21 protein-coding genes and 1 pseudogene are annotated in these 25,417 nt (G+C 71.0%); 18 read left to right on the top strand and 4 right to left on the bottom strand.

Annotation, left to right across the window (positions count from 1 at the left end; genetic code table 11):
- The first annotated feature begins 12 nt into the window (after positions 1-12).
- From WFJ01_RS08900 to WFJ01_RS08885, 4 genes and pseudogenes are all read left to right on the top strand, one after another.
- Complete coding sequence (locus tag WFJ01_RS08900) at positions 13-1,701, top strand: ABC-F family ATP-binding cassette domain-containing protein (RefSeq protein ID WP_336628843.1); 1,689 nt, start codon at positions 13-15, stop codon at positions 1,699-1,701.
- 140 nt (positions 1,702-1,841) lie between these two features.
- A complete protein-coding gene (locus WFJ01_RS08895; protein WP_292883936.1) occupies positions 1,842-2,963 on the top strand; it encodes a GuaB3 family IMP dehydrogenase-related protein in 1,122 nt (373 codons plus the stop codon).
- Between the two features lie 91 nt (positions 2,964-3,054).
- Positions 3,055-3,819, top strand: coding sequence for an SURF1 family cytochrome oxidase biogenesis protein (locus WFJ01_RS08890; protein ID WP_336628897.1), 765 nt, complete (start codon positions 3,055-3,057; stop codon positions 3,817-3,819).
- 358 nt (positions 3,820-4,177) lie between these two features.
- Positions 4,178-4,582: pseudogene (locus WFJ01_RS08885) on the top strand (lamin tail domain-containing protein); the annotation flags it as partial.
- Between the two features lie 125 nt (positions 4,583-4,707).
- On the opposite strand, the gene WFJ01_RS08880 reads toward WFJ01_RS08885, so the two are convergent.
- A complete protein-coding gene (locus tag WFJ01_RS08880) occupies positions 4,708-4,962 on the bottom strand; it encodes a hypothetical protein (RefSeq protein ID WP_336628898.1) in 255 nt (84 codons plus the stop codon).
- Positions 4,963-5,294: 332 nt separating this feature from the next.
- Between WFJ01_RS08880 and WFJ01_RS08875 the strand changes: the two genes are divergently transcribed.
- The 4 genes from WFJ01_RS08875 to WFJ01_RS08860 all read left to right on the top strand — a co-directional run bounded on the left by WFJ01_RS08875 (position 5,295) and on the right by WFJ01_RS08860 (position 12,557).
- Positions 5,295-9,212 (top strand): ExeM/NucH family extracellular endonuclease, encoded by a 3,918-nt coding sequence (locus tag WFJ01_RS08875; RefSeq protein WP_336628842.1) that lies wholly within the window; start codon positions 5,295-5,297, stop codon positions 9,210-9,212.
- Between the two features lie 118 nt (positions 9,213-9,330).
- A complete protein-coding gene (locus WFJ01_RS08870; protein WP_336628841.1) occupies positions 9,331-9,816 on the top strand; it encodes a DUF3817 domain-containing protein in 486 nt (161 codons plus the stop codon).
- Positions 9,813-11,399, top strand: a complete 1,587-nt coding sequence (guaA, locus tag WFJ01_RS08865; protein ID WP_251445867.1) for a glutamine-hydrolyzing GMP synthase — start codon at positions 9,813-9,815, stop codon at positions 11,397-11,399. Before WFJ01_RS08870 ends, guaA begins: the two co-directional genes overlap by 4 nt.
- 219 nt (positions 11,400-11,618) lie before the next feature.
- Positions 11,619-12,557, top strand: coding sequence for an L-lactate dehydrogenase (locus WFJ01_RS08860; RefSeq protein ID WP_295035546.1), 939 nt, complete (start codon positions 11,619-11,621; stop codon positions 12,555-12,557).
- 107 nt (positions 12,558-12,664) lie between these two features.
- Here WFJ01_RS08860 and WFJ01_RS08855 read toward each other — a convergent pair whose 3' ends face one another.
- Positions 12,665-13,339: a DNA alkylation repair protein gene (locus WFJ01_RS08855; protein WP_336628840.1), complete on the bottom strand. Its 675-nt coding sequence runs from the start codon at positions 13,337-13,339 to the stop codon at positions 12,665-12,667.
- 117 nt (positions 13,340-13,456) lie between these two features.
- Here WFJ01_RS08855 and WFJ01_RS08850 point away from each other — a divergent pair, with 117 nt between their 5' ends.
- Together WFJ01_RS08850 and WFJ01_RS08845 are read left to right on the top strand one after the other, a co-directional pair.
- Positions 13,457-13,882: a YciI family protein gene (locus WFJ01_RS08850; RefSeq protein ID WP_251445877.1), complete on the top strand. Its 426-nt coding sequence runs from the start codon at positions 13,457-13,459 to the stop codon at positions 13,880-13,882.
- 5 nt (positions 13,883-13,887) lie between these two features.
- Positions 13,888-15,162: an RNA polymerase sigma factor gene (locus WFJ01_RS08845; RefSeq protein ID WP_336628839.1), complete on the top strand. Its 1,275-nt coding sequence runs from the start codon at positions 13,888-13,890 to the stop codon at positions 15,160-15,162.
- A gap of 101 nt (positions 15,163-15,263) precedes the next feature.
- Here the strand turns inward: WFJ01_RS08845 and WFJ01_RS08840 are convergent, their stop codons facing one another.
- Complete coding sequence (locus WFJ01_RS08840; RefSeq protein ID WP_336628838.1) at positions 15,264-16,187, bottom strand: Bax inhibitor-1/YccA family protein; 924 nt, start codon at positions 16,185-16,187, stop codon at positions 15,264-15,266.
- A gap of 87 nt (positions 16,188-16,274) precedes the next feature.
- Here WFJ01_RS08840 and WFJ01_RS08835 point away from each other — a divergent pair, with 87 nt between their 5' ends.
- The 8 genes from WFJ01_RS08835 (at position 16,275) to WFJ01_RS08800 (ending at position 24,497) form a co-directional block, all read left to right on the top strand.
- Positions 16,275-17,297 carry a glycerophosphodiester phosphodiesterase family protein gene (locus tag WFJ01_RS08835; protein WP_336628837.1) on the top strand — a complete coding sequence of 341 codons (1,023 nt, stop codon included), beginning with the start codon at positions 16,275-16,277 and terminating at the stop codon, positions 17,295-17,297.
- A gap of 52 nt (positions 17,298-17,349) precedes the next feature.
- Positions 17,350-19,836, top strand: coding sequence for an ATP-dependent helicase (locus tag WFJ01_RS08830; RefSeq protein ID WP_251445889.1), 2,487 nt, complete (start codon positions 17,350-17,352; stop codon positions 19,834-19,836).
- Positions 19,837-19,863: 27 nt separating this feature from the next.
- Positions 19,864-21,024, top strand: a complete 1,161-nt coding sequence (locus WFJ01_RS08825; protein ID WP_336628836.1) for an SseB family protein — start codon at positions 19,864-19,866, stop codon at positions 21,022-21,024.
- 240 nt (positions 21,025-21,264) lie between these two features.
- Positions 21,265-21,891: a SipW-dependent-type signal peptide-containing protein gene (locus tag WFJ01_RS08820; protein ID WP_295035154.1), complete on the top strand. Its 627-nt coding sequence runs from the start codon at positions 21,265-21,267 to the stop codon at positions 21,889-21,891.
- Positions 21,892-21,943: 52 nt separating this feature from the next.
- Positions 21,944-22,528, top strand: coding sequence for a SipW-dependent-type signal peptide-containing protein (locus WFJ01_RS08815; protein WP_336628835.1), 585 nt, complete (start codon positions 21,944-21,946; stop codon positions 22,526-22,528).
- Between the two features lie 82 nt (positions 22,529-22,610).
- A complete protein-coding gene (locus tag WFJ01_RS08810; RefSeq protein ID WP_336628834.1) occupies positions 22,611-23,360 on the top strand; it encodes a signal peptidase I in 750 nt (249 codons plus the stop codon).
- Positions 23,347-23,991 carry an LPXTG cell wall anchor domain-containing protein gene (locus tag WFJ01_RS08805; RefSeq protein ID WP_336628833.1) on the top strand — a complete coding sequence of 215 codons (645 nt, stop codon included), beginning with the start codon at positions 23,347-23,349 and terminating at the stop codon, positions 23,989-23,991. The genes WFJ01_RS08810 and WFJ01_RS08805 overlap by 14 nt, the downstream gene beginning before the upstream one ends.
- Complete coding sequence (locus WFJ01_RS08800) at positions 23,988-24,497, top strand: hypothetical protein (protein WP_336628832.1); 510 nt, start codon at positions 23,988-23,990, stop codon at positions 24,495-24,497. The genes WFJ01_RS08805 and WFJ01_RS08800 overlap by 4 nt, the downstream gene beginning before the upstream one ends.
- 25 nt (positions 24,498-24,522) lie before the next feature.
- Here the strand turns inward: WFJ01_RS08800 and WFJ01_RS08795 are convergent, their stop codons facing one another.
- Positions 24,523-25,200: a YqaJ viral recombinase family protein gene (locus WFJ01_RS08795; protein ID WP_295035164.1), complete on the bottom strand. Its 678-nt coding sequence runs from the start codon at positions 25,198-25,200 to the stop codon at positions 24,523-24,525.
- Between the last annotated feature and the right edge of the window lie 217 nt (positions 25,201-25,417).

Raw genomic sequence — 25,417 nt, 5'->3', positions numbered from 1 at the left:
AGGACCACCACCGTGGGATACATCGATGTCGCCGGCGTCTCGCTCACCCTGCCGGACGGCCGCCCGCTGCTCGACGAGGCCTCGTTCCGCGTCGGCGCCGGATCCACCAGCGCCCTGGTTGGCCCCAACGGGGCGGGCAAGTCCACGATCCTGCGGATCATCCGCGGCGCACAGGCGCCGGACGCCGGGGTCGTGACGATCGACGGATCTCTCGGAGTGATGGATCAGTTCGTCGGCCACGGTCGCGAGGGGCAGACCGTGCACGAGCTGCTCATCGCGGTCGCTCCGGCGCGCATCCGGGCGGCCGCGGAGGCGCTGGACGCGGCGGAGAACGCCCTCATCGAGGACGACACGGAGCCCACGCAGATGCGGTACGCGACGGCGATCGCGGAGTACGCGGACGCCGGCGGGTACGAGCACGAGACCGTGTGGGACCAGTGCACGATCGCCGCGCTGGGCGTCCCGTTCGAGCGCGCGCGGTTCCGCGATCTCGCGACGCTCTCGGGCGGCGAGCAGAAGCGGCTCGCGCTCGAGGCGCTTCTGCGCGGACCCGATGACGTGCTGCTGCTCGACGAGCCGGACAACTACCTCGACGTTCCGGGCAAGCGCTGGCTCGAGGAACGGCTGCGCGAGACGCCGAAGACCGTGCTGCTGGTCTCGCACGACCGCGAACTGCTGGCCAGGGCCGCCGACCGCATCGTCACGCTCGAACCGGGTGGCGCCGGTGCGACCGCGTGGGTCCACGGCGGCGGGTTCGCCACCTACCACCAGGCGCGGATCGATCGCATGGACCGGCTCGACGAACTGCGCCGGCGCTGGGACGAGCAGCACGAGAAGCTGAAGACCCTGGTCGCGAACCTCAAGGTCAAGGCCTCCGCCAACGACGGCTTCGCCTCGCGCTATCAAGCGGCGCAGACGCGGCTGCGCAAGTTCGAGCAGGCGGGTCCGCCCGAGGAGCGCCCGCCGGCGCAGGACTTCGACATGCGGCTGCGCGGCGCGCGCACGGGCAAGCGGGCGATCGTCTGCACCGACCTCGAGCTGGCCGGTCTCATGCGGCCGTTCACCACCGAGGTCTGGTTCGGCGACCGCGTGGCCGTGCTCGGCTCGAACGGATCCGGGAAGTCGCACTTCCTGCGGCTGCTGGCGCGGGGCGGCAGCGATCCGGATCCGACCCTCGGACACCTCACCGGCGCGGGCGAGCGGCTCGACGAGGTCGCGCACACCGGCGCGGCGGCGCTGGGCGCGCGCGTCGTGCCCGGACTGTTCGCGCAGACCCATGCGCATCCGGAGTTCGTCGGACGCACGCTGCTGGAGATCCTGCACCGCGGTGACGACCGCCGGACGGGGATGCCCCGCGACGCGGCGAGCTCGGCGCTGGACCGCTACGGGCTCGTGCGCCAGGCGCAGCAGGAGTTCGGCCAGCTCTCCGGCGGGCAGCAGGCCCGATTCCAGGTGCTGCTGCTCGAGCTGTCCGGCGCGACGCTGCTGCTGCTCGACGAGCCGACCGACAACCTCGACCTCGAGTCGGCCGAGGCGCTGGAGGATGCGATCGCGCGATTCGAGGGCACCGTCGTCGCGGTCACGCACGATCGCTGGTTCGCCCGCTCGTTCGACCGCTTCCTCGTGTTCGGCGAGGACGGCGCCGTCTACGAGTCGGACGCCCCGGTCTGGGACGAGCGCCGCGTCGCTCGCGCACGCTGAGGACGCTCCCGAACCCGCGACGGATGCAGGATCCTGCCGCGCCTGCCGGACGGAATCGCCGTTCCGCTTCGGCATCCGTGGCGGGGTCCTGCAGGCGTCCGGTCTCAGCGGGCTGAAGGTGGGCCCGGTAGTCTGAGGGGGTGACCCAGGAGATCGAGCTCGGCCGAGCCAAGCGCGCGCGTCGCGCATACACGTTCGACGACATCGCCGTGGTGCCCTCGCGGCGCACCCGCAATCCGGAGGACGTCTCCACCGCGTGGACGATCGACGCGTTCCCGTTCGCGATCCCCGTGCTCGGCGCGCCGATGGACTCCGTGATCAGCCCCCGCACCGCGATCATGCTGGGGCGGCTCGGCGGGCTGGGCGTGCTCGACCTCGAGGGCCTGTGGACCCGGTACGAGGATCCGGAGCCGCTGCTCGCCGAGATCGCCGGCCTCGACGAGGCGACCGCGACCACCCGGATGCAGGAGCTGTACGCCGAGGCGATCAAACCCGAGCTGATCAAGGCGCGCCTGGCCGAGATCCGCGAGGCCGGGGTCACCGTCGCCGGATCCCTCACCCCGCAGCGCACCCAGGAGCTCTACCAGACCGTGGTCGAGGCCGGTGTCGACCTGTTCGTCATCCGCGGCACGACGGTCTCCGCCGAGCACGTCTCGAGCGTCGCGGAGCCGCTCAACCTGAAGAAGTTCATCTACGACCTCGACGTCCCGGTGATCGTCGGCGGCGCCGCCACCTACACCGCCGCCCTGCACCTCATGCGCACGGGCGCCGCGGGCGTCCTCGTCGGCTTCGGCGGGGGAGCGGCCTCCACCACCCGCGCCACCCTCGGCATCCACGCCCCGATGGCGACCGCGGTCTCCGACGTCGCCGCGGCACGCCGCGACTACCTCGACGAGTCGGGCGGTCGGTACGTGCACGTGATCGCCGACGGCGGCGTGGGCACCTCCGGCGACATCGTCAAGGCGCTCGCCATGGGCGCCGACGCGGTCATGCTGGGGGTCGCGCTCGCCCGCGCCACCGACGCGCCCGGTCAGGGCTTCCACTGGGGCCCCGAGGCGCATCACCCGAAGCTTCCGCGCGGACGCCGCGTCGCGGTCGACGGCGTCGCGACCCTGGAGGAGATCCTGTACGGTCCGGCTCCCGTGGCCGACGGCACGGCGAACCTCATCGGGGCGCTGCGCAAGTCGATGGCGACCACCGGGTACTCCGATCTCAAGGAGTTCCAGCGCGTCGAGGTCGTGCTCTCCCCGTACGAGTCCTGATCCCCCTCTGTCGTTGAACCTTCCCGTGTCCTCACCGCTTCCGGATGCCGCCGCATCGGCTCCCGAGTTCCCGCCGACCCTGCGCGAGGTGATGCTGCGCGGGCGTTGGATCGGGATGCTGCTGCTGTGCCTGGTGGTGGCCGGCGTGTTCGCCTGGCTCGGCCAGTGGCAGCTCGGTCGCGCGATCGACACGAGTCCGCCGGCTCCGGGTGCGACCGAGAAGGTGCTGCCGATCGATCAGGTCGTCAAGCCGGGGGCCTATCTGGATGCGCCGCTCGTGGGGCAGCGCGCCGAGACCAGCGGATCCTGGGTCCCGGGCGACTTCCTGGTGGTCTCCTCGCGGTTCAACGGCGGAGTCGAGGGGTACTGGGTCACGGGGCAGCTGCGCATCGCCGGCACCGCGAAGCCCACCTCGCTCGCCGTCGCGGTCGGCTGGACCGCGGACGAGGAGAAGGCGAAGGCGGCCGCGCAGCGACTCGAGGAGACGGCGGACGGATCCGTGGTCACCGTGAGCGGACGGCTGATCTCGGATGAGGGGCCCGTCGCGCCGCCGCAGGACCAGCCCACGCGGATGGACCGGATGTCGCCGGCGGCGCTGCTCGGGTTCTGGCACGACACCGCCGAGCTGAACGTCTACCGGCCGTTCCTGACCTCGACCGCGCCCCTGGGCGGCCTCGAGGCCATCTCCTCGCCGGCGCCGGAGGAGCACTCCTCGATCAACTGGCTGAACATCTTCTACGCCGTGGAATGGGCGATCTTCGCGGGCTTCGCCTTCTACCTCTGGTACCGCCTGGCGAAGGATGCCTGGGAGCGCGAGCTCGAGGAGTTCGAGGAGCGCCGCACCGCCGCGTCCTGACCCCTCGCCGGCTGCGTCCTGACCCCTCGCTCGGCCGTGTCCCGACCTCTCGCTCGGAGATGTGCGCTTCGCTCGGAGGATCTGCCGGATCCGGTCCGAGGATCGCGTACATCTCCGAAAGAGGTGTTCGTGAACTCCGCGCTCGTACGAGCAAGGAGCGCGTCCGTCGTGCGCCTTCGCGCGGGCGTGGGTGAAGATCCGTTGTCCTTACAGTGAACTCCTTTCAGCGCGTCCTTATGGTCCTTGAAGCCCGTGCATAGCCTCGCTTAGGGTCGGGACGTATGCGCCGTCCCCCAGGCGGCGCCGTCGGCGGTCCCGCGAGGGAGCCGGCGTTCCACTTCCCGAGGAGACAGCACCGATGACGTCCGTCCCCACCGGCGAGAACCGCGCGGTTCCCGCCGTGAATCGCAGAAGGCGGGCGCGTCTGTGCGCGCTCGCCGTGACCACCGTCAGCGCCGTGGGCTTCGGCAGCCTGGTGGCGCTTCCGGCCTTCGCCAACACGTCTGGGAAGGGGGTGGTGATCAACGAGGCGTATCTCTCCGGCGGAAGCGCGGGGGCGGCGTTCACGAACAAGTTCGTCGAGCTCTACAACCCCACGGACGCGGCGATCTCGCTCGACGGCACCTCGGTGCAGTACCGCTCCGCGACCGGCACCACGAACTCCAGCGGCGTGGTCCCGCTCGCCGGATCCATCCCCGCGCACGGCTACTACCTGATCCAGGGCGGCAGCAACGCCACGAACGGCGCGGACCTTCCCACGCCGGACGCGACCGGTGGTCTGAACCCGAGCGGCAGCAGCGGCACGATCGCGCTCGTCAACAGCGCGTCCGCGGTGGCGCTGCCGACCGGATCCCTCGTCGGCAACCCCGACGTGATCGATCTGCTCGGCTACGGCACGTCCAACACGTACGAGGGCGCCGTCGCCGGCGCCCCCACGGGCAACACCGACGTGCGGTCGCTGAACCGCGCCCAGGGTGCCGACACTGACGCGAACAACGCCGACTTCTCGCTCTCGGCGACGATCACGCCGACGAACTCGAAGAACAACGCGACGGACCCCGGCCCCGAGCCGACGCCGACCCCCACTCCGACCGACACGTCCGCGCCGGGCGCGAGCAAGACGATCGCCGAGGTCCAGGGCACGACGGACGCCTCGCCCTACGTCGACCAGACGGTCACCGTGCGGGGCGTCGTCACCGGCGACTACCGCGTCGGCGGCTACAAGGGCATCACGATCCAGACCCAGGGCACGGGCGGCGACACCAAGACCGCTGGCGCCTCGGACGGCATCTTCGTGTTCCTGAACGCGCTCACCCCCTCCGTGGCGCGCGGCGACCTCGTGTCCGTCACGGGCAAGGTGTCGGAGTACTTCGGTCAGACGCAGATCACCCCGGCCGCGCTGGGCGACGTCTCGGTCGTGACGGCCGGCGTGGGCGTCCCGCAGCCGGTCGCGCTGCCCGACAGCGTGCGCGGAGGTGATCGCGAGGCGTACGAGAACATGCTCGTGGCACCGACCGGCACGTACAAGCTCGCCTCCAGCCACCAGCTCTACAACTACGGCGCGCTGTGGCTCAACGCGGGTGACAAGCTCAACGTCAAGGCGACGGAGCTCGCCCGTCCGGGCGCCGATGCGCGACGCGATCACGGCCGCGAACCGTGCGAACCGGATCCTGCTCGACGACGGCTGGTCCTCGCAGATCGGCAAGGGCGGGCACACCGGCGGCCAGCCGTACTTCACCAAGGACACGGTGGTCCGCAACGGCGACACCGTGAACTTCCCCGCCGAGGGCGAGATCCTGCAGTACGGCTTCGACGACTGGCGGCTGCAGCCGGTGGTGCCGATCGACGGCACCTCCGCCGCGTCGCACAAGCCGACCTTCGGCAACGAGAACGCGCGCACGACGGCACCGCCGGCTGTGGGCGGCGATGTGAAGGTCGCGTCCTTCAACGTGTACAACTTCTTCACCACCCTCTCGAGCCAGGACGCGAACGCCCGCGGCGCCAAGACCGACGCGCAGTTCCAGATCCAGCGGTCCAAGATCGTCTCGGCGATCAACGGGCTGGGCGCCGACGTCGTCGGCCTGATGGAGGTCGAGAACGGCCCGAAGTTCGGTCTGGCGCTCGACGCTCCGCTGCAGAACCTCGTGCAGGGGCTGAACGATGCGGCCGGAGCCGAGGTGTGGGACTACGTCCGCACGCCCGCGGCGCTGAACGACACGTCGATCACCGACGTGATCACGACGGCGATCATCTACAAGAAGGCGTCCGTCACCCTGAAGGGCGACGCGTCGACCATCGTGGATGAGACGGTCTTCGGCAACGCCCGCGAGCCGATCGCGCAGACGTTCCAGACCAGCCAGGGCCGCGTGCTCTCGGTCATCACGACGCACCTGAAGTCGAAGTCTCCGCCGCAGAACGCCGGCCCCGAGCCCGCCGACGGGCAGGGCTTCTTCAACGCCGACCGTGTCGCCCAGGCCAAGGCCGAGCTCGCGTTCGCGCAGCAGGTGCAGAAGAGCTCCGGAAGCGACGATGTGTTCCTCGTCGGCGACTTCAACGCCTACGGCAAGGAGGACCCGATCGACGTGTTCTCCCAGGCCGGGTGGACCGACGTCGAGCCGACCTTCGCCACGGGGCAGTACACCTACTCCTTCGACGGTGAGCTCGGATCCCTCGACCACGTGATCGCATCGCCGTCCGCGGCGAAGGCGATCACGGGAGCCGGGGTGTGGAACATCAACTCGCCGGAGTGGAGCGACCGCGGCTACGCGTTCGCGGCCACCGAGACGGGCACCCCGTACCGCTCCAGCGACCACGACCCGATCGTCGTGGGACTCAAGGGCGCGGCGGATCCGATCGACATCAACATCGCGACGATCAACGACTTCCACGGACGCATCGAGGCCGACAGCGCCGCCGCCGGCGCCGCGGTCGTGGCCGGTGCGGTCCAGGAGTTCCGGGCGCAGAACCCGAACACGATCTTCGCGGCCGCGGGCGACCTCATCGGCGCCTCCACGTTCACGTCCTTCATCCAGCAGGACAACCCGACGATCGACGCGCTGAACGCGGCCGGTCTCGATGTGAGCGCGGCGGGCAACCACGAGTTCGACCAGGGGTACGCCGATCTCCGCGACCGGGTCATCCCGCGTGCGGACTGGACCTACCTCAGCTCCAACGTGTTCCTCACCGCGGACGGCAAGCCGGCTCTCACCCCGTCGTGGGTGAAGGACGTGCAGGGCGTCAAGGTGGGCTTCATCGGCGCGGTGACCGAGGATCTGCCGACCCTCGTCTCGCCCGACGGCATGAAGGGCCTGGAGGTGCGCGACATCCCCACGTCGGTGAACAAGGTCGCCGCAGCGCTCAAGGACGGCGACCCGTCCAACGGCGAGGCCGACGTGATCATCCTGCTCGTGCACGAGGGCGCGACCACGACCGACGTGGCCAGCATCACCCCGGAGTCGCGCCTGGGCGAGATCGTCAACGGCGTCGACAAGAGCGTGAACGCGATCGTCTCCGCGCACACGCACCTCGCCTACAACCACGTGATCGACGGGCGTCCGGTGGTCTCCGCCGGCCAGTACGGCGAGAACATGGGCCTCATGGATCTGAAGGTCGACCCGACCACGAAGAAGCTGCTCTCGATCACCAACGAGATCAAGCCGCTCGCGAAGCAGATCACCGACCCGAAGGATCCGACCAAGAAGATCTGGGTGGGCAACTACCCCGCGGTCCCGGCGGTGCAGGCCATCGTGGACGCGGCGAAGAAGAAGGCCGATGAGCTGGGCGCGGTCAAGCTCGGCGACATCACCGCCGACTTCAACCGCGCGCGCCAGAGCGACGGCAAGACGGAGAACCGCGGTGGCGAGTCCACCCTGGGCAACTTCGTCGCCGACGTCCAGAAGTGGTCGACCGGCGCCGACTTCGCCGTGATGAACCCGGGCGGTCTGCGTGCCAACCTCACCTACGCGTCGAGCGGCGCGGGGGATGCGGACGGCAGCGTCAGCTACCGGGAGGCCGCGACGGTCCAGCCGTTCGCGAACACGCTGATGACGGTGAAGCTCACCGGCGCGCAGGTGAAGCAGGTGCTCGAGCAGCAGTGGCAGCCGGCGGGTTCGGCGCGTCCGTTCCTGAAGCTCGGCGTCTCCAAGGAGCTGACCTACACGTACGACCCGGCCGCTCCGGCGGGGTCGCACATCACGGGCATCCTGGTGAACGGCACGCCGATCGACCCGGCCGCGACCTACACCGTGGGGGCGAACGCCTTCCTCGCAGCCGGCGGCGACGCGTTTACCGCGTTCCAGCAGGGCACCGACAAGAAGGACACCGGCAAGGTGGACCTGCAGTCGATGGTCGACTGGTTCGCGGCGAACAAGACGGCATCCCCCGACCTCGCTCAGCGCGCGGTCGGCGCGGTGCTCTCCGCTCCCGCCGACGCGGCCGGCTACAAGGCCGGGGAGAGCGTCACGCTGAACCTCAGCTCGCTCGCGTTCAGCGCGGGCGAGAAGGCTCCGGGAGACGTCACGGTCTCGCTCGGCGGTACCCCGCTCGCCACGACGGCCGTGAACGCGGCGGTCACGGTGGACGCCTTCGACGAGGCGGGCACCGCGACCCTGACCTTCACGATCCCCGAGGGCGTGACCGGCGCGCAGGCGCTGCAGGTCGACGTCGCGGTCACGGGGACGTCGCTCCGGCTGCCGATCACGGTCGCGGGATCCGACACCGGATCCTTCAACGGCACGATCTCGGTCGGTGCGGCCAAGGTCCTCGCGGGGGAGAAGCTGACGCTGACCGGCACGGACTTCGAGCCGGGCGAGACGCTGACGCTGCAGCTGCGCGACCAGGGCAAGAAGGGCACGGTCATCGACCTCGGCACCGTCAAGGTCGGCGGCGACGGATCGTTCACCGCCGCACCGGTGGTGCCGCGCTCCGTGAAGGGCGGCGACTACCTCGTCGCCGCGACGCAGGCGGACGGGGACGAGGCGACCGCCGCCGTCACCGTGGTCCGCGGCAAGGGCCAGCTCAAGCTCGGCGCCTCCTCGGTCGCCGCGGGCGGCACGGTCACGATCTCCGGATCGGGTCTCGAGGAGAACGAGAAGGTGGCTCTCGAGCTGCACTCCACCCCGGTCTCGCTCGGCTCGGCGACGGCGGACGCGGACGGCGCCTTCACGGCCACCGTCACGATCCCCGCCGGCACCGCCGCAGGGCAGCACCACGTGGTGGCGATCCTGTCGGACGGCTCGCAGATCTCCGTGGAGATCACGGTCGTCGCGGCCGGATCCGGGGGAGGCCTCGCGCTGACCGGTGCGGACTCGGGCTCGTTCCTCCTCCTTGCCCTGGTGCTGCTGGCACTCGGGCTGGGGCTGGTCGTCGCCCGTCGTCGCCTGCGCGTGGAGTGATCCTCTCGCGCTGACCTGCGAAGGCCGTCGGATCTCCGGATCCGGCGGCCTTCGTCGTGCGGCGCCGCGTCCCCCTGGTCCGGGAATCGCGCACAGGTCCGGCGCTTAGACTGGAGGCATGCCCGAACCGAAAGCCGCGAGCTTCCCGGCCATCCGCGGGGCGCTGAAGTTCTACCAGATCGCTTCTGTGATCACCGGCGTCATGCTCCTGCTCCTGGTCACGGAGATGATCCTCAAGTACACCCCGATCCACCTCGAGCTCTTCGCGGGCGGATCCGGCGGCTTCCTCTGGTTCGCCCCGGTCGTCGAAGGCGTGCACGGCGGCCTCGAGTCCACCGGCAACGGCCTGAACCTCTCGATGGGGATCCTGGTCGCGCACGGCTGGTTCTACGTCGTGTACCTCTTCGCCTGCTTCCGCGTGTGGAGCCTGATGCGCTGGCCGTTCCTCCGCTTCATCATGCTCGCCCTCGGCGGCGTCGTGCCCTTCCTCTCCTTCATCATGGAGACCCGCGTCGCCCACGAGGTGAAGGCGTATCTCGCCGCGCGGGAAGCCTCCTCCGACCAGAACTCCTCGACCACTCCCGCCACGGAAGGTGCCCGTTGACCGACAACACTCCCGACACCGAGCAGCGCCCCGCCCTCGTCGTCGACTTCGGTGCGCAGTACGCGCAGCTGATCGCCCGCCGCGTCCGCGAGGCCGGCGTCTACAGCGAGATCGTGCCGCACACCGCGACGGCCGCCGAGATCGCGGCGAAGAACCCGGTCGCGCTGATCCTGTCCGGCGGTCCGTCCTCGGTGTACGAAGAGGGCGCCCCGCAGCTGGATCCGGCGGTGTTCGACCTCGGCGTGCCGACGCTCGGCATCTGCTACGGCTTCCAGTACATGGCGCGCACCCTCGGCGGCGAGGTGGCCAACACCGGCCTGCGCGAGTACGGCGCGACCGACGCGATGATCCCGATCAACGACTCCACGCTGCTCGGCGGTCAGCCCGCGGAGCAGAACGTGTGGATGAGCCACGGCGACCAGGTCGCCCAGGCGCCCGACGGGTTCCAGGTGCTCGCCTCGACGCCGGCCACCCCCGTGGCCGCGTTCGCGGACGAGGAACGCAAGCTCTACGGCGTGCAGTGGCACCCCGAGGTCAAGCACTCCGACCACGGCCAGGAGATCATCGAGAACTTCCTGCACAAGGGCGCCGGGCTCCCCGCCGACTGGAACAGCGACAACGTCATCGCCGAGCAGGTCGAGCGGATCCGCGCGCAGGTCGGCGACGCCCGCGTGATCTCCGCGATGTCCGGCGGCGTCGACTCCGCCGTGTCGACCGCGCTGGTGCACAAGGCCATCGGCGACCAGCTCACCGCGGTGTTCGTCGACCACGGTCTGCTGCGCAAGGGCGAGCGCGAGCAGGTCGAGCGCGACTACGTCGCCTCGACCGGCGTGCGCCTCATCACGGTCGACGCGGCCGACACGTTCCTCGGTCACCTGGCCGGCGTGACGGATCCCGAGACCAAGCGCAAGATCATCGGCCGCGAGTTCATCCGCACCTTCGAGCAGGTGCAGCGCGATCTCGTCGAGGAGGCGAAGGCCTCGGGCGAGAAGGTCCGGTTCCTCGTGCAGGGCACCCTGTACCCCGACGTCGTCGAGTCCGGCGGCGGCGCGGGCACCGCGAACATCAAGTCGCACCACAACGTCGGCGGTCTCCCCGACGACCTCGACTTCGACCTCATCGAGCCGCTGCGCACCCTCTTCAAGGACGAGGTGCGCGCGATCGGCCGTGAGCTCGGGATCCCCGAGGCCATCGTCGGCCGTCAGCCGTTCCCCGGCCCTGGCCTCGGCATCCGCATCATCGGCGAGGTCACCCGCGAGCGCCTCGACATCCTGCGCGAGGCCGATGCGATCGCCCGGGAGGAGCTCACGCTCGCCGGCCTCGACCAGACCATCTGGCAGTGCCCGGTGGTGCTGCTCGCCGACGTGCGGTCGGTGGGCGTGCAGGGCGACGGCCGCACCTACGGTCACCCGGTCGTGCTGCGCCCGGTGTCGTCCGAGGACGCGATGACCGCGGACTGGACCCGTCTGCCGTACGACGTGCTGGCGAAGATCTCGAACCGCATCACGAACGAGGTGCGCGACGTCAACCGCGTGGTCCTCGACGTGACGTCGAAGCCGCCGGCAACCATCGAGTGGGAGTGACGAAGGAGCTCCCACTCGACGAAAGGCGCCGGTGGCACTCGGCCGCGCCAGCGGTCGAGTGGGAGTGACGCGGTCGCTCCCGCTTCGCCGCTGATCCGTGAGACACCACTTTCCGCACGAGACACCACGCGTGTCGTGACGTCTCGTGCAGAAAGTGGTGTTTCGCTTTCTGCTGCGACCGAAGCTGTGGTCACCGGCCGGTGCGGGCAGGATGGAGTCATGGCGAACGGACGCACGAAGCTGTCGGTGATCGGAGCGGGCGGGGTCGGGGTGGCGGTCGCGTATGCGGCCCTCATCCGGGGGAGCGCCTCGGAGGTCGCGCTCTACGACGTCGCGACGGAGAAGGTCGACGCCGAGGTGCTCGACCTCGCACACGGCACGCAGTTCACGGCATCGTCGGTGAGCGGCGGATCCGATCTCTCCGTGGTCGACGGCAGTGACGTGATCGTCGTGACGGCCGGCGCGAAGCAGCAGCCGGGGCAGACCCGCATGGAGCTGGCCGGCACCAATGTGCGCATCCTGCAGGCCCTCATGCCCGCGCTCGTCGAGCGGGCCCCCGACGCGGTCTACATCATCGTCACGAACCCGGCCGATGTGATGACCGTCGTCGCGCAGCGGATCTCCGGGCTCCCGCCGCAGCGGGTGTTCGGATCCGGCACCGTGCTGGACACCTCGCGCCTGCGCTGGCGGATCGCCGAACGCGCGGGGGTGAGCACCGCCAGCGTGCACGCCGACATCGTGGGCGAGCACGGCGACACCCAGTTCCCGCTCTGGTCGAACGCGACGATCGGGCCCGTCCCGATCCTGGACTGGCCCTCGGACGACCCGTTCACCCCGGCGGAGCTCGACCGCATCGCGATCGAGGTGCGCGACGCGGCGTATGCGGTGATCCGGGGCAAGGGCGCCACGAACCTCGCGATCGGGGTGAGCGCGGCCCGCATCGCGGAGGCCGTGCTGAACGACGAGCACGCCGTGCTCCCCGTCGCGACCGTGCTGGACGACGTGCACGGCATCAGCGGGGTCGCGCTCTCGGTGCCGTCGGTGGTGAGCGCCGCCGGGGCCGAAGCGCTCGGCGAGACGCCGATGACCGCCGACGAGGAGGCGAGGCTCGCGGCGTCGGCGGCGGCGATCCGCGCGGCGCTGGACGAGCTCGGCTGACGTCGATCCGCGAGAAGCCGCTTCTCGCATGAGACGCCCCGTGTGCCGTGATGTCCCATGCAGGATCCGGCTTCTCACGCGCCGGCCGCGCCGGCCCCTGGAACGGCTCAGCCCAGGTGCTTGAGGGCCTCGCGGCGGCTCAGCGGGGAGAGGCCGGGGTGCGCGTCGACGAAGGCCCGCACCCAGTCCGGATCCGCCCTCGCGTGGTCGCGCAGAGCCCAGCCGATCGCCTTGCGGATGAAGAACTCGCCGTCGCCGAGGTTCGCCTCGATCACGTCGGAGAGCAGGGCGTGATCGACGCGGTCCTTGCGCTGCAGCTGGGCGATGATCGCCGCGCGGCGGATCCAGAAGTCCTCGTCGTCCGCCCACACGCGCAGCTCCACGGCCAGCTCGACCGGGTGCGCGTCGAGCAGATCGGCGAGCCGGTGCGCGACCTCGTCGACGTGGTCCCACCAGGCTCCGGTGCGGATCATCTCCTCGTGCACGTCGAGCAGGTCCAGCAGCCCGCGCAGGGGCCGCAGCGCCATCAGGGCCTGGGCGGCGTAGCGCTCCTCGCGGTACTCGGCCTCCCGCCACAGGTCGAGGGCCGCCTCCCGCAGCTCATCGACGTCGGCGACACCGCGCGCCGCCTGTGTGGCCAGCCGCCGCGCCTCCGGCACGCGCACTCCGAGGAACGGCATGGCCGACTTCATGTAGGCCTGCTGGCCCGGTGCGAGAGCGGGATCCGCGGCCGCACGCAGGGTCTCGCGGATCTCGGCGGCCAGGCGGGAGGAGGACGTCACATCCGGAGTCTAGAAAAACTTCGAAGGATTCTCGACGAGCTGTCGATCCCGCGTCTTCTCGTTCGACGTCTTGAGTGAGAGGGTCGAAGGACGACCCCCGATGAGGAGACAGACATCATGAAGTTCATGCTGATCATGCGCGCGGACGAGCAGGGCGTGCGGGCGTACGAGGACATGCCGTTCGAGCAGGTCATCGAGGCGATGGGCCGGTACAACGAGTCGATGATCAAGGCGGGCGTGCTGCTGGCCGGAGAGGGCCTCACCGACGCCGCGGAGGGTTTCGTCGTCGACTTCTCCGGCGAGGCGCCGCTGGTCACCGACGGCCCCTACGGCGAGACGAAGGAGCTGTTCAACGGCTTCTGGATCATCGAGACGTCCACGCGCGAGGAGGCGGCGGAGTGGGCCAAGCGTGCGCCGCTCGGACCGGGTGCGTTCCTCGAGGTGCGTCGCGTCACCGAGCTGGAGGACTTCCCGGCCGACAACGAGTGGATCCAGAAGGAGGCCGGCTGGCGCGAGGAGGCCGCCGCCCGCGCGGCCGAGTGACGGCGATGGCCGGATCCGATTCCGCGGCGACGGAGGGCGCTGAGACAGAGCGCGCCGTCGCCGCGGTGTGGCGCATCGAGTCGGCGCGGATCATCGCCACGCTGACGCGTTTCACCGGGGACTTCGGCCTCGCCGAGGACCTCGCGCAGGATGCCCTGCTGGAGGCCCTCGCGCAGTGGCCGCGCGACGGGGTGCCCGCGAACCCCGCCGCCTGGCTGACGGCCGTGGCCAAGCGCCGCGCCATCGACGGGTGGCGGCGAAGGGAGCGCTATGACGATCGCCTCGCCGTGATCGCGCACGATCTCGAGCGGGAGCAGGACGCCGCCCTGGACGCGCCGCCCTGGGATCCCGACGCGATCGACGACGACGTGCTGCGACTGGTCTTCATCGCCTGCCACCCGGCGCTCTCGCGGGAGGCGCGCGTGGCCCTCACCCTGCGCGTGGTCGGCGGTCTGAGCACGGAGCAGATCGCGCGCGCGTTCCTGGTGCCCACGGCCACCGTGCAGCAGCGCATCGTGCGGGCGAAGAAGACGCTCTCGGTCGCCAGGGCTCCCTTCGAGGTGCCGGGGCGCGACGAGTTCCCCGCCCGGCTCGGAGCCGTGCTCGGCGTGCTCTACCTGGTGTTCAACGAGGCGCATGCGGCGTCGGCGGGGGAGGACCTGCTCCGTCCGGATCTGGGACGCGAGGCGATCCGGCTCGCCCGGGTCCTGACCGCGCTGATGCCGGCCGAGCCGGACGTGCACGCGCTGCTCGCGCTCCTCGAGCTCACCGCCGCGCGCTTCCCGGCGCGCGTCGATGCGCACGGCGACCCGGTGCTGCTCGCCGACCAGGACCGCCGTCTGTGGGACCGCGGTCGCATCGCGCGCGGACGCGCCGCCCTGGCCCGGGCGGACGCCTTCGGCCGCGGGCGCGGGGCGTACGCCCTGCAGGCGGCGATCGCCGAATACCATGCCGTCGCGCCATCGGTCGAGGAGACCGACTGGGAGCGCATCGTGCTGCTGTACGAGGCGCTCGGGCGTCTCGCGCCCTCGCCGGTCGTGGAGCTCAACCGCGCCGCAGCCGTCGCGATGGCGACGGGCCCGGCGTCGGCGCTGCGGATCGTCGACGGGCTCGTCGCGGGCGGGGCCCTGCGCGGCTACCACCTGCTGCCGGCGACGCGCGGCGAGCTGCTGCTGCGCCTCGGGCGGGCGGAGGAGGCGCGCTCGGAGTTCGCGGTCGCCGCGGCGCTGGCCGGCAACGACCGGGAGCGTGCGCTGCTCGAGCAGAAGGCCCGCGGCTGACGGATCCAGCCCCGTTCTCGGCGGGACCGGACTCCGGCCCCGACGAGAACGACGAAGGCCGCCCTCCGAGGAGAGCGGCCTTCGTGCGGATCAGAGCCGCGTCAATTGTTGCCGCGGGCGATCGCGATCATGCGCAGGATCTCGACGTAGAGCCAGACGACGGTGACCATGATGCCGAAGCCGCCGAGCCAGCCGTACTGACGCGGGGCGCCGTTGCGCACGCCCTGCTGGATCTGGTCGAAGTCCATGACCAGCGAGTACGCGGCGAGGAAGACGACGAGCACGCCGATGATCAGGCCGAGCGGGATGCCGGCGACCTTGGCGCTGTACAGGCCGAACATCTGGTTCGCCGGCAGCACGTTGAAGACCATCAGCACGACGTTGAGCAGCGAGAACAGCAGGTAGCCGAGCATCGCGATCATCACGATCTTGGTCATCTTCGCGGAGGCGCGGACCTTGCCGCTCGCGAACAGCGCGAGGGTGACGGCGACCACGGCCGCCGTGGCGAGGGTCGCCTGCAGCACGATGCCGGGCCAGAGCACCTCGAAGAACGCCGAGATGCCTCCGATGAAGAGGCCCTCGAACGCGGCGTACGCGAAGATCAGCGCCGGGCGCACCTTCTTGCGCGAGGTGAAGCTGACGACCATCGCGAGCACGAAGCCGCCGAGCGCGCCCACGGCCCACGGCCAGATCGCGACGGCGGTCGGCGTGCGCGGCACGGCCACCCCGCCGAGGGTGAAGAACCAGCCGACCGCGGCGAAGACGAGCAGGATCCCGAACAGGCCCGCGGTCTTCCAGACCGTGTCCTCGACGGTCATCCGGTCGGTCTCGATGGCGCCGGCGGACGGCGCGGCATACATGCCCTCGAGGTTCGCGTTGACGGCGGCCTGCTGGGCCGCGGCGAGCTGCGTCGCGGGCGGCGGCGGCGCGTACTGGCCACCCGCCTGCGCGCCCCCGGGATAGGTCGCGACGGCACGCGGATCCCGCTCCTTGAACGCCGGGTTGTTGAAGGCGAAGTTGCTCATGGTCGGCCTCACTCCTCAGAAGTGGTGGTCATCTTCCCTCTACAGTACCGGCGGAACCCGTGAGGAGCACTGCCGTACGCTGAGAGCGTGACCCGACGGATCCCGCCCGACGTCTCGCCGACGGATCCGTCCGTCCGTCCGCTCCTGATCGGCCACCGCGGCGCCCCCGGTCATCGGCCGGAGCACACCGCATCGTCCTATCGTCTCGCCTTCGCGATGGGGGCGGACGCCGTCGAACCCGACGTCGTCGCGACCGCCGACGGGGTACTGGTGATCCGTCACGAGAACGAGATCTCGGGCACCACCGACGTGGCCGACCATCCCGAGTTCGCGGATCGCCGCACGACGAAGCGCGTCGACGGGGAGCGTCTCACCGGGTGGTTCACCGAGGACTTCACCTGGGCCGAGCTCGCCACCCTGCGCTGTCGGGAGCGGATCCCCGCCCTGCGTCCCGGATCCGCGGAGTTCGACGGCACCGAGCCGATCCTGCGGCTGACCGATCTGCTGGCGCTCGTCGCCGACGCCTCGGCCGAGCGCGGTCGCGAGCTCGGCATCGTGCTGGAGATCAAGCATGCGACCTTCTTCGCCCGGATCGGGCACGATCTCGCGGCACTGGTCGAGCGCGACCTGCGCGCGGCCGGATGGGCGTCGGGGGAGCACCCGCTCTGGATCGAGTCGTTCGAGCAGACCGTCCTGGCGGAGCTGCGCGGGCGCGGCGTCCGCGGGAGGTTCGTGTACCTGCTGGAGGCGACCGGTGCGCCGGCGGATCTCGTCGCGCGGGACGGCGCCGACGCGCAGACCTATGCGGAGGCGCTCGCCCCGGAGGGGCTCGACCGGCTGGCCGGCGAGGTCGACGGCATCAGCGTGGACAAGGCGATCCTGCTGCGCGACCACGGAGCGGACCTGGTCCGGGCGGCGCACGCACGCGGGCTGGACGTGTTCACCTGGACCTGTCGTCCGGAGAACGCGTTCCTCGACCACCGCTTCCGCCGGGGAGCGCGCAAGGCCGCGTTCGGCGACTACCGGGCGGAGTGGGAGTCGATCGCGGCGACCGGGGTGGACGGGGTCTTCGTCGACCATCCGGACCTGGGCGCCGCGGTGCTCCGCTGACGCCCTCCGCGCCGGAGTCGATGTCCGCTGCTCGACCTAGACTGGGAAGGTCATGAGCGAAGCCCCCTCTCCCGTCATCCTCCCGCCCGGAACCGCCCCTCGAACGGGTGCGGGACCGTCCGCGGGGGCCCCCGCGGACGACCTGCTCGCGGGCCTCAACCCGCAGCAGCTCGACGCGGTCACCTACCGCGGGCAGGCCCTGCTCATCGTGGCGGGTGCGGGGTCGGGCAAGACGAGCGTGCTGACCCGGCGCATCGCGCTGCTGCTGCGTCAGCGGGAGGCCTGGCCGAGCCAGATCCTCGCGATCACCTTCACCAACAAGGCCGCGGGCGAGATGCGCGAGCGCGTCGCACAGCTCGTCGGAGACACGGCCCGCGGCATGTGGATCTCGACGTTCCACTCGGCCTGCGTGCGCATCCTGCGTCGCGAGGCCGAGCAGTTCGGGTTCACCAAGTCGTTCACGATCTACGACTCCGGCGACTCGCGCGCGCTCATCAAGAGGCTCGTCAAGGAGCACGAGGCCGACGCGTTCGGCTACACCCCGGCCGCGATGCAGTCGCGCATCTCGAAGCTCAAGAACGAGTTGCAGGATGCCGAGTCCTTCGCCCGGCAGGCGAACATGTCGGATCCGGCGGAGCGCGTGTTCGCGGAGGTGTTCGCCGACTACCAGCGTCAGCTGCAGAAGGCCAACGCCTTCGACTTCGACGACCTGATCGGGCAGACCGTCTACCTGTTCCGCGCGTTCCCGCAGGTGGCCGACGTCTACCGGCGCCGCTTCCGCCACATCCTCGTCGACGAGTACCAGGACACGAACGCCGCGCAGTACGCGCTCATCCACGAGCTCACCCGCCCGGTGCAGGGGAGCGCGCCCGAGCCGTATGCCTCGAACGGCATGATGATCTTCGAGCCGGATCCGCAGGAGGCCGCCGGCGCCGAACCGGGCGCCGCCCTCACCGTGGTCGGCGACTCCGACCAGTCCATCTACGCGTTCCGCGGCGCCGACATCCGCAACATCAGCGAGTTCGAGCGCGACTTTCCGGGCGCCAAGGTGGTGCTGCTCGAGCAGAACTACCGCTCGACGCAGAACATCCTCTCCGCCGCGAACGCCGTGATCAGCAACAACTTCGACCGCAAGGAGAAGAAGCTCTGGAGCGACAAGGGATCCGGTGACGCGATCGTCGGGTTCACCGGCTACTCGCAGCACGACGAGGCCCAGTTCGTCGCGGACGAGGTCGAGGCGCTGCGCCGGGCGGGCATGCCGTACGGGGAGATGGCGGTGTTCTACCGCACCAACTCGCAGTCGCGTGCACTCGAGGAGATCCTCATCCGCTCCGCCGTGCCCTACAAGATCATGGGCGGCACCAAGTTCTACGAGCGCGCCGAGATCAAGGACGCCCTCGCCTACCTCGTCGCGGTCGCGAACCCCGCCGACGAGATGGCGGTGCGGCGGATCCTGAACAAGCCGCGCCGCGGGATCGGAGACGTGACGGAGACGTCGATCGCGCGATTCGCGGAGGAGCACGGGCTGAGCTTCCGCGATGCCCTCGCGCACCCGACCCAGCTCGGCGTCGGGCCGAAGATCCAGGGCGCGATCGCGCAGCTGGACGCCGTGCTGCGCGAGGCGACCGAGATCATGCTGCCGGCCAGCGGCGAGATCGCACCGCCCACCGCGGTCGCGGAGGGCCTCACGGTGCTGCTGCAGAAGAGCGGCTACCTGGACGCGCTGCGCGCGAGCCGCGACCCGCAGGACGAGGCCCGTCTGGAGAACCTCGACGAGCTCATCGCGGTGACCCGCGACTTCGCCCGGAACAATCCCGAGGGCACGATCGCCGACTTCCTCACGGAGGTCGCGCTCGTCTCGGACGCCGATGACCTCGACGACGAGTCCGGGGTGGTCTCGCTCATGACGATGCACACGGCGAAGGGTCTCGAGTTCGACGCCGTGTTCGTGACGGGCGTCGAAGAGGATCTCATCCCGCACCGGATCTCGGCGAACGAGCCGGGCGGTCCGCAGGAGGAGCGGCGCCTCTTCTACGTCGGCATCACCCGGGCCCGCAAGCGCCTGCACCTGTCGCTGGCGATGACCCGCGCCCAGTTCGGCGAGGTGTCGGTCGCGATGCCGAGCCGGTTCCTGCAGGAGATCCCGGGCGACCTCATCGACTGGCGGCAGTCGCCGGGCGACGTGAACTCCCGCGGCGGCACGCAGTCCCGAGCCCTCAACGCCCGCCGGCCGGGCGGCTTCGGCGGTTCCGGCAGCGGCTCCGGCGACCGGTTCGCCGCGCGGGCGCTGCCGAAGCGCGAGGGCCTCACGCCCCTGTCCACGGCGATGGACAAGTTCCCGAACCGGGTGACGGCGAAGGTGCGCGACAACGGCGATCTCGAGCTGAACGCCGGCGACCGGATCCGCCACGACGACTTCGGTGAGGGGCGGGTCGAGGCGATCACGGGCGAGGGGGCCAAGCGGATCGCGCATGTGCGCTTCGATTCCGCAGGTCAGAAGAAGCTGCTCGTCAAGATCGCGCCGATCCAGAAGCTCTGACGCGAAGGGCGCGGTTAGGCTGGGGCAATGGGTCTTTTCTCGCGCCGTAGCAAGCAGGACGATGCCGTCACGCCGGAGTCCGCTCCTGCCACCGCCGAGGAGGCCGCCGACGCCGACCGGGCATCGGTCTCCGTCGCCGAGGGCGGCGCCGGCGCGGCCGACGCCGATGTGCCGGTCGTGAACATCGCGGTGCAGGCCTTTCGCGGGCTGGGCTCGCCGTCCGGCCCCGTCGTCGACGCGCCGACCGAGGCGCCCGAGCCCGGTCATGACCTGATCGACCCCGTCGTGGACGAGGCGCCCGTGCCGCCTACTCAGGCGCAGGCTCCTTCCGGGCGTCCGCCGCTCCCGCTGGCTCCGGCGGATCCGCCGGAGCCGACCGAGTCGATCCCCGGAATGCCCGACAACGTGCTGCTGCGCGAGGCGCTTGCCATGCTCGGCGACGACGCGAGCCAGGCGGAGCTGCTCGGCGTGCTCCGCCAGTCGCTGCAGGGCAACCTCTTCCTGCGCGTGAGCGGCGATGCCGGCGAGCAGATCAAGGAGGGCCGGCCGCTCGCCGTCGCCGTCGTCAACGACGGCGAGAACTCCTTCATGCTCGCTTTCAGCTCGGCCGCCGCCGTGCGCGACTCCGTGCAGCAGGGCGATGAGGACCCATCGGAGACCTCCGCCGTGGTGCAGCCCGTTCAGGCCGTCTACCAGAACGTGATCGAGGGACCTTTCGCGGGGCTCATCATCGACAACGCCTCCGAGCCGCACCGTGTCGTGTTCCCGTCGGAGATCCTGCAGAAGGCGCTGGAGGAGGCGGATCCGACCTTCGCGGTCAAGGCCCTGCTCGCGGCGCCCCGTGCGGCGGACTCCGAGGCCCGTGTGGCCGAGGCGCTGACCACGGCCCGGCTCTGGGTGGCGGTCAGCGATGTCGACGGCGACGGCCAGTACGGCGTGGCGGAGGCGCACACGGCCGAAGGGGCACGCTACCTGCAGCTGTTCAGCCACCCGCTCGAGGTCATCGCGCTCGGCCGCGGCGACCAGCCCCTGCCCTTCACCGCCGAGCAGATCGGCGCCGTGCTCGTTCAGCAGCCCGAGATGAGCGGCGTGCTGGTCGACGCCGCGGGCCCCGCGATCGCGGTCGGGCGGGACGCCCTCGGTCCTGTGATCGCGCTCGCTCCCGCTGCGGAGGAGTCGGCCGAGTAGGCCGCCGGCCCGGCTGGAGCCGGCCGAGGAGGCCGTCGGTCCGGCGCGGAATCGGCCGAGGAAGCCGTCGGTCCGGCGCGGAATCGGCCCGGCGGAGCCCCGTCGAGTGGCTCTGGGAGGGCATCCTCAAGGGCACCCTCAAGGATCCGTGAAGCCAACCTCAAGAACATGTGAACGCTCTTGCATGCCAGTATTCCGAAATGAAGGATGAGGTCAACAACCCCGACCACGAGGACGATCATGACCAGCACAGCCCCTTCATCCACCCGCACACGTCGCAAGGTTCTCGCCGTCCTCGCCGGAGGCCTCGTCCTCGGCGTGGGCGCCGCGATCACCCTCGCGGCCTGGAACGACTCCGAGTTCGCGACCGGCACGTTCACCGCCGGCTCCTTCAACCTGCAGGGGTCCACGGACGGCACCACCTACGGCGAGCACACGACCGCTCCCGGCGCTCCGCTGACGTTCAGCGCCAACTTCGGCAACCTCACGCCCGGTGACAGCGTCTACGCGTCGTACTGGCTGCAGCTCGACAAGAACACGACCAGCCCGGCGACCGTCACGCCCGCGCTCGACGCCACGTCCGGCACGGGCAGCAACGCATCGGCCATCTCGTACAAGGTCTACACGGTGCCCAGCGCGACCGTGTGCGACGCGAACGTGGCCACGACCGGCACCCTGATCCTCTCCGGCGCGAACCTCAGCACCGCCACCGGTGCGACGACCTTCTCGCTGGCCAAGGGCACCCCGCCGACCACCGCCGGCGCCGCGCAGAAGCTGTGCTTCGTCGCGACCGCCGGAACCCAGGCGGTCCTGCAGCAGGGACAGAGCGGAACGGCCGTCTGGAAGTTCACCGCGACCTCGAACTGAGGACGTCATGATGCGAGCCCACCGGGGGAGGCGAGCAGCGCCGCGCGCTGAGGTGCGAAGGATCCGTCTGCTGCGGATCCGGGCGCTGCTCGTCGGCGGGCTCGTGCTCGGCACGGGAGCGACATCCACCCTGGCGAGCTGGAACGACGGTGAGTACGCCACCGGTTCGTTCACGGCCGCCCGATTCGGCATCGAGGGCAAGCTGCCCACCGAGACCGACTACGGCAAGCACACCGGTTCCAATGCGGCAGTGCTGGGGTTCACCCCCGCCGTGACCGGTCTGTATCCCGGGGTCACCGGGTATGCGGCGTTCTCGGTGCGGGCCACCAGCGGATCGATCGCCGGCTCGGTCCGGCTCACCGCCGGAACGCCGACCGGCACGCTCACCGAACTCCGCTACGGCGTGCGGACGGTGGGCAGCGCATCGGCGTGCAACGCCTCCGGCTACTCCGGCGGGACCTCCGTGATCCCGGACAACTCGACCTTGGACACGTCGGCCGCCGTCTCGCAGACGCTGGCCGCCGACCGCACCCCGGTGTACTACTGCTTCGCGATTTCGTTGCCCGTGGGGGCCTCGAACGGGATGCAGTCCCAGTCGAGGGCGCAGTCGTGGCAGTTCGTCGCGACCTCCGGCTGAGCCGGGCGCACGCGGCGGCGGCACCGAAGGATCCACGTGATCGCGATCCGCTCGCCGCGGATCACACAGAGAGAAGGACGGCATGACCGAGACGACGCAGCCCCTCACCCGCCGTGCCGCACGCGAGAACGCGGCGGCGGACGGCACCCGCGGCGAGCACGCCGAGACTCCCCGCACGACAGCGGCGGAGTCCCGTGACGAGCGACCGGCCGCGGAGGGCGGACGGTCGCGCCGCACCTCTCTTCGAGGTGTGCTCGGCGAGGTCCTGCTCTGGGTCCTGGCCCTGGCGGGGCTCGTCTGTATCGTGCTGGTGGTCCTCGCGTTCACCGCGCACATCACGCTCATCATGTTCCGCACCGGCTCGATGGCCCCCACGATCCCCGCCGGATCCGTCGCGATCGTGCAGCAGATCCCCGCGTCGCAGGTGCACGTCGGAGACGTGGTCACCGTGGACCGCCCCGGCGAGCTCCCCATCACGCACCGGGTGCGCGTGGTCGCGGACGGCCCGCAGCCCGGCGAGCGCCTCCTCACGCTGCGCGGCGACGCGAACGCGCACGACGACCTGGCGCCGTATCCGGTCTCGACCGTGCGGATCGTGCGCTTCTCGGTCCCCGGGATCGCCCCCGTGATCGTCGCGTTCAGCAACCCGCTCGTGCTCGGCGGGATCACGGTCGGCGTCGCCGGCCTGGTGATCTGGGCGTTCTGGCCGCGCGGCCGCCGCCCGCAGGGACAGGACGGCTCCGATGAGGGGCACGGCGGTCCGGCGGACCGTCCCGCGGACGCGGGGCCGCGTCGCCGGGGCGCGGGAACGGAGAACCGTGTATCGCCCTGACCGAGGCCCCGCCGGGATCCTCACCGCTCTGGCGGCGTCCGCGGTGCTGCTCATCGCCGCGATGCCGACAGCAGACGCCGCGCCGACGACCGAGACCGTCCAGGGCCGGTACGTGCGCATCGTGTCGAGCGCCGACTGGGATGCTGCGGCGGCGATGGGACCGGGTGCCAGCGTGCGCTGGGACCTCGTGGTGAGTGCGGCCGCGCCGGAGCCCGGCACGCTGCGGCTCGGGCTCAGCGCCACCGGGGACGCCTCGATCACCGTCGACGCGCGGCTCTGCCCCACGGCGTGGCAGGGCGAGACGTGCACCGAGGGGGAGCGCCTGCTGCGTTCCGCGTGGACCGTCCCGCGCGACGGCCGGACCGTCGCGCTCGACGAGATCCCCGCCGACGCGGTCGCGCATCTCCGGCTGGATGTGCGCCTCGATGCGCGGGAAGACCCGGCGGTCACACAGCTCCGCGTGCAGGCGGAGGGGTTCGGCGACCGGATCCAGACCGGTCCGACGCCGGCCCTCCCCGCGACCGGGGGATCCGTGCCGGTCGTGGCGATCGCGGGCGGGGCCGCGCTGCTCGTCGCGGCGGCCGTGCTCCTGCTCGTCGGCCGACGACGCCGCGGCGGTGAGGACTCATGAGCGTCGCCGAGCGCGGTCCGCGCCGTCGCGTCGCGATCGCCCTGCTCGTGATCGGAGCCTGTGCGGCGCTGCTGGCGTGGCCGCGGCCGGCTCTGACGGACGCGGCGTACACGGATGCCGAGTACGTCGCGAGCGGCACCATCTCTGCCGGGTCGCTCTCGAATCCGACGAACATGACGTGCACTCCGACGAAGGCCCTCGGGATCATCACCGGAGTGACGGTCACGTGGCAGTCGGCGTATCCGCTGACGCCGACGACGGTTCCGACCTCGAAGCTCACCGCCAACCCGTCGAGCTACGTGAGCACGATCAGCTCCTCCGGGACGGGCCCGTTCACCTACACGATGACTCTCAACGAGGGGCTGCTCGGCGGCATCCTCGGCAACGCGCTCGGCAGCACGGTCACCTTCACCGTCGTCAATCAGGCGGGGACGAACTGGCAGTCGGCCAGCATCACCAAGACCTTGACGACGGGCGCGCTCGGGTTGAATCCCAAGTGCACGTGATCGGCCTGGTCCCGGCGCGAGCGCGTCACTCCGCGAGGGCGAGGGCGCGGAACATGTCGCGCTCGCGCAGCGCGTCCCGGTTGCTCGGCGCGGCCGGCGCGGGACGCGGAGGCGTATGGCCCGTCGTGCGGTGGTAGAGCTCGTCGATCAGGCGCGTGGCGAGGCCGACCAGGCGCCCGATCTCGCGGTCGTCGCGGTCGATCCACACCGACTTGGGCTCGTCGTGGATCGGGCGGAAGTCGTCGTGCTCCTCCCACACGAACAGCGTGCGCTCGGCGCCGAGCACATGCTGCTGCCACCACACCTGTCGCAGGTAGGTGCGGGGGATGGAGCGCCACGACTTGTTGGTGGTCTTGATCTCCGCGAGCAGCACGCGACCGCCCGGCTCCTGCACGATGCCGTCGGGGGTGGCCAGGTGGCGCTTCTCGACCTCGGCGCAGAACAGGGCCGACGAGGGCAGGATGCCGTGGGTCGCGGCGACCCAGGCGGCGATCTCCGGCTCGCGACGCCGGCCGTGGTCGGTGTAGACGTTGCCGCCGAAGCGGGGTCCCGCGCCGAGCTTGGCGTCGGCCGCGCGGGCGATCGAGGTCTCGCTGGTGAGCCCGGCGACGTCGGTCGCGGTGATCCCGCGGGCCCGCGCGCGCAGCCACGCCACCCGGTCGCGCGAGTCGGCGACGATGCGCGCTTCGAGTTCCGGGGTCACCCACCGAGGCTACCTCCGGCCGCCGACTCCGGCGCCCTGGCACGCCGCGGGCACGGAGTCCGCGTCCGCCGGTAACGCCCGGCGCCGAATGCACGGGTGGTTGCCGAGCGCACGGGTCGTTCGCGCGAAGTTCCCGTGCCGTCGGCGGGTTCCCGTGCGGTCGCGGCCGACGACGCCGGGTGGCCCTTCGTTCCGCACAACGGGCGAACCCGCCGGG

The sequence above is a fragment of the Microbacterium sp. MMO-35 genome (genome assembly GCF_037147555.1).
In the GTDB taxonomy this organism is placed as follows: domain Bacteria; phylum Actinomycetota; class Actinomycetes; order Actinomycetales; family Microbacteriaceae; genus Microbacterium.
The sequence above is the reverse complement of the archived record's forward strand: the minus strand, read 5'-3'. Positions and strand labels throughout refer to the sequence as shown.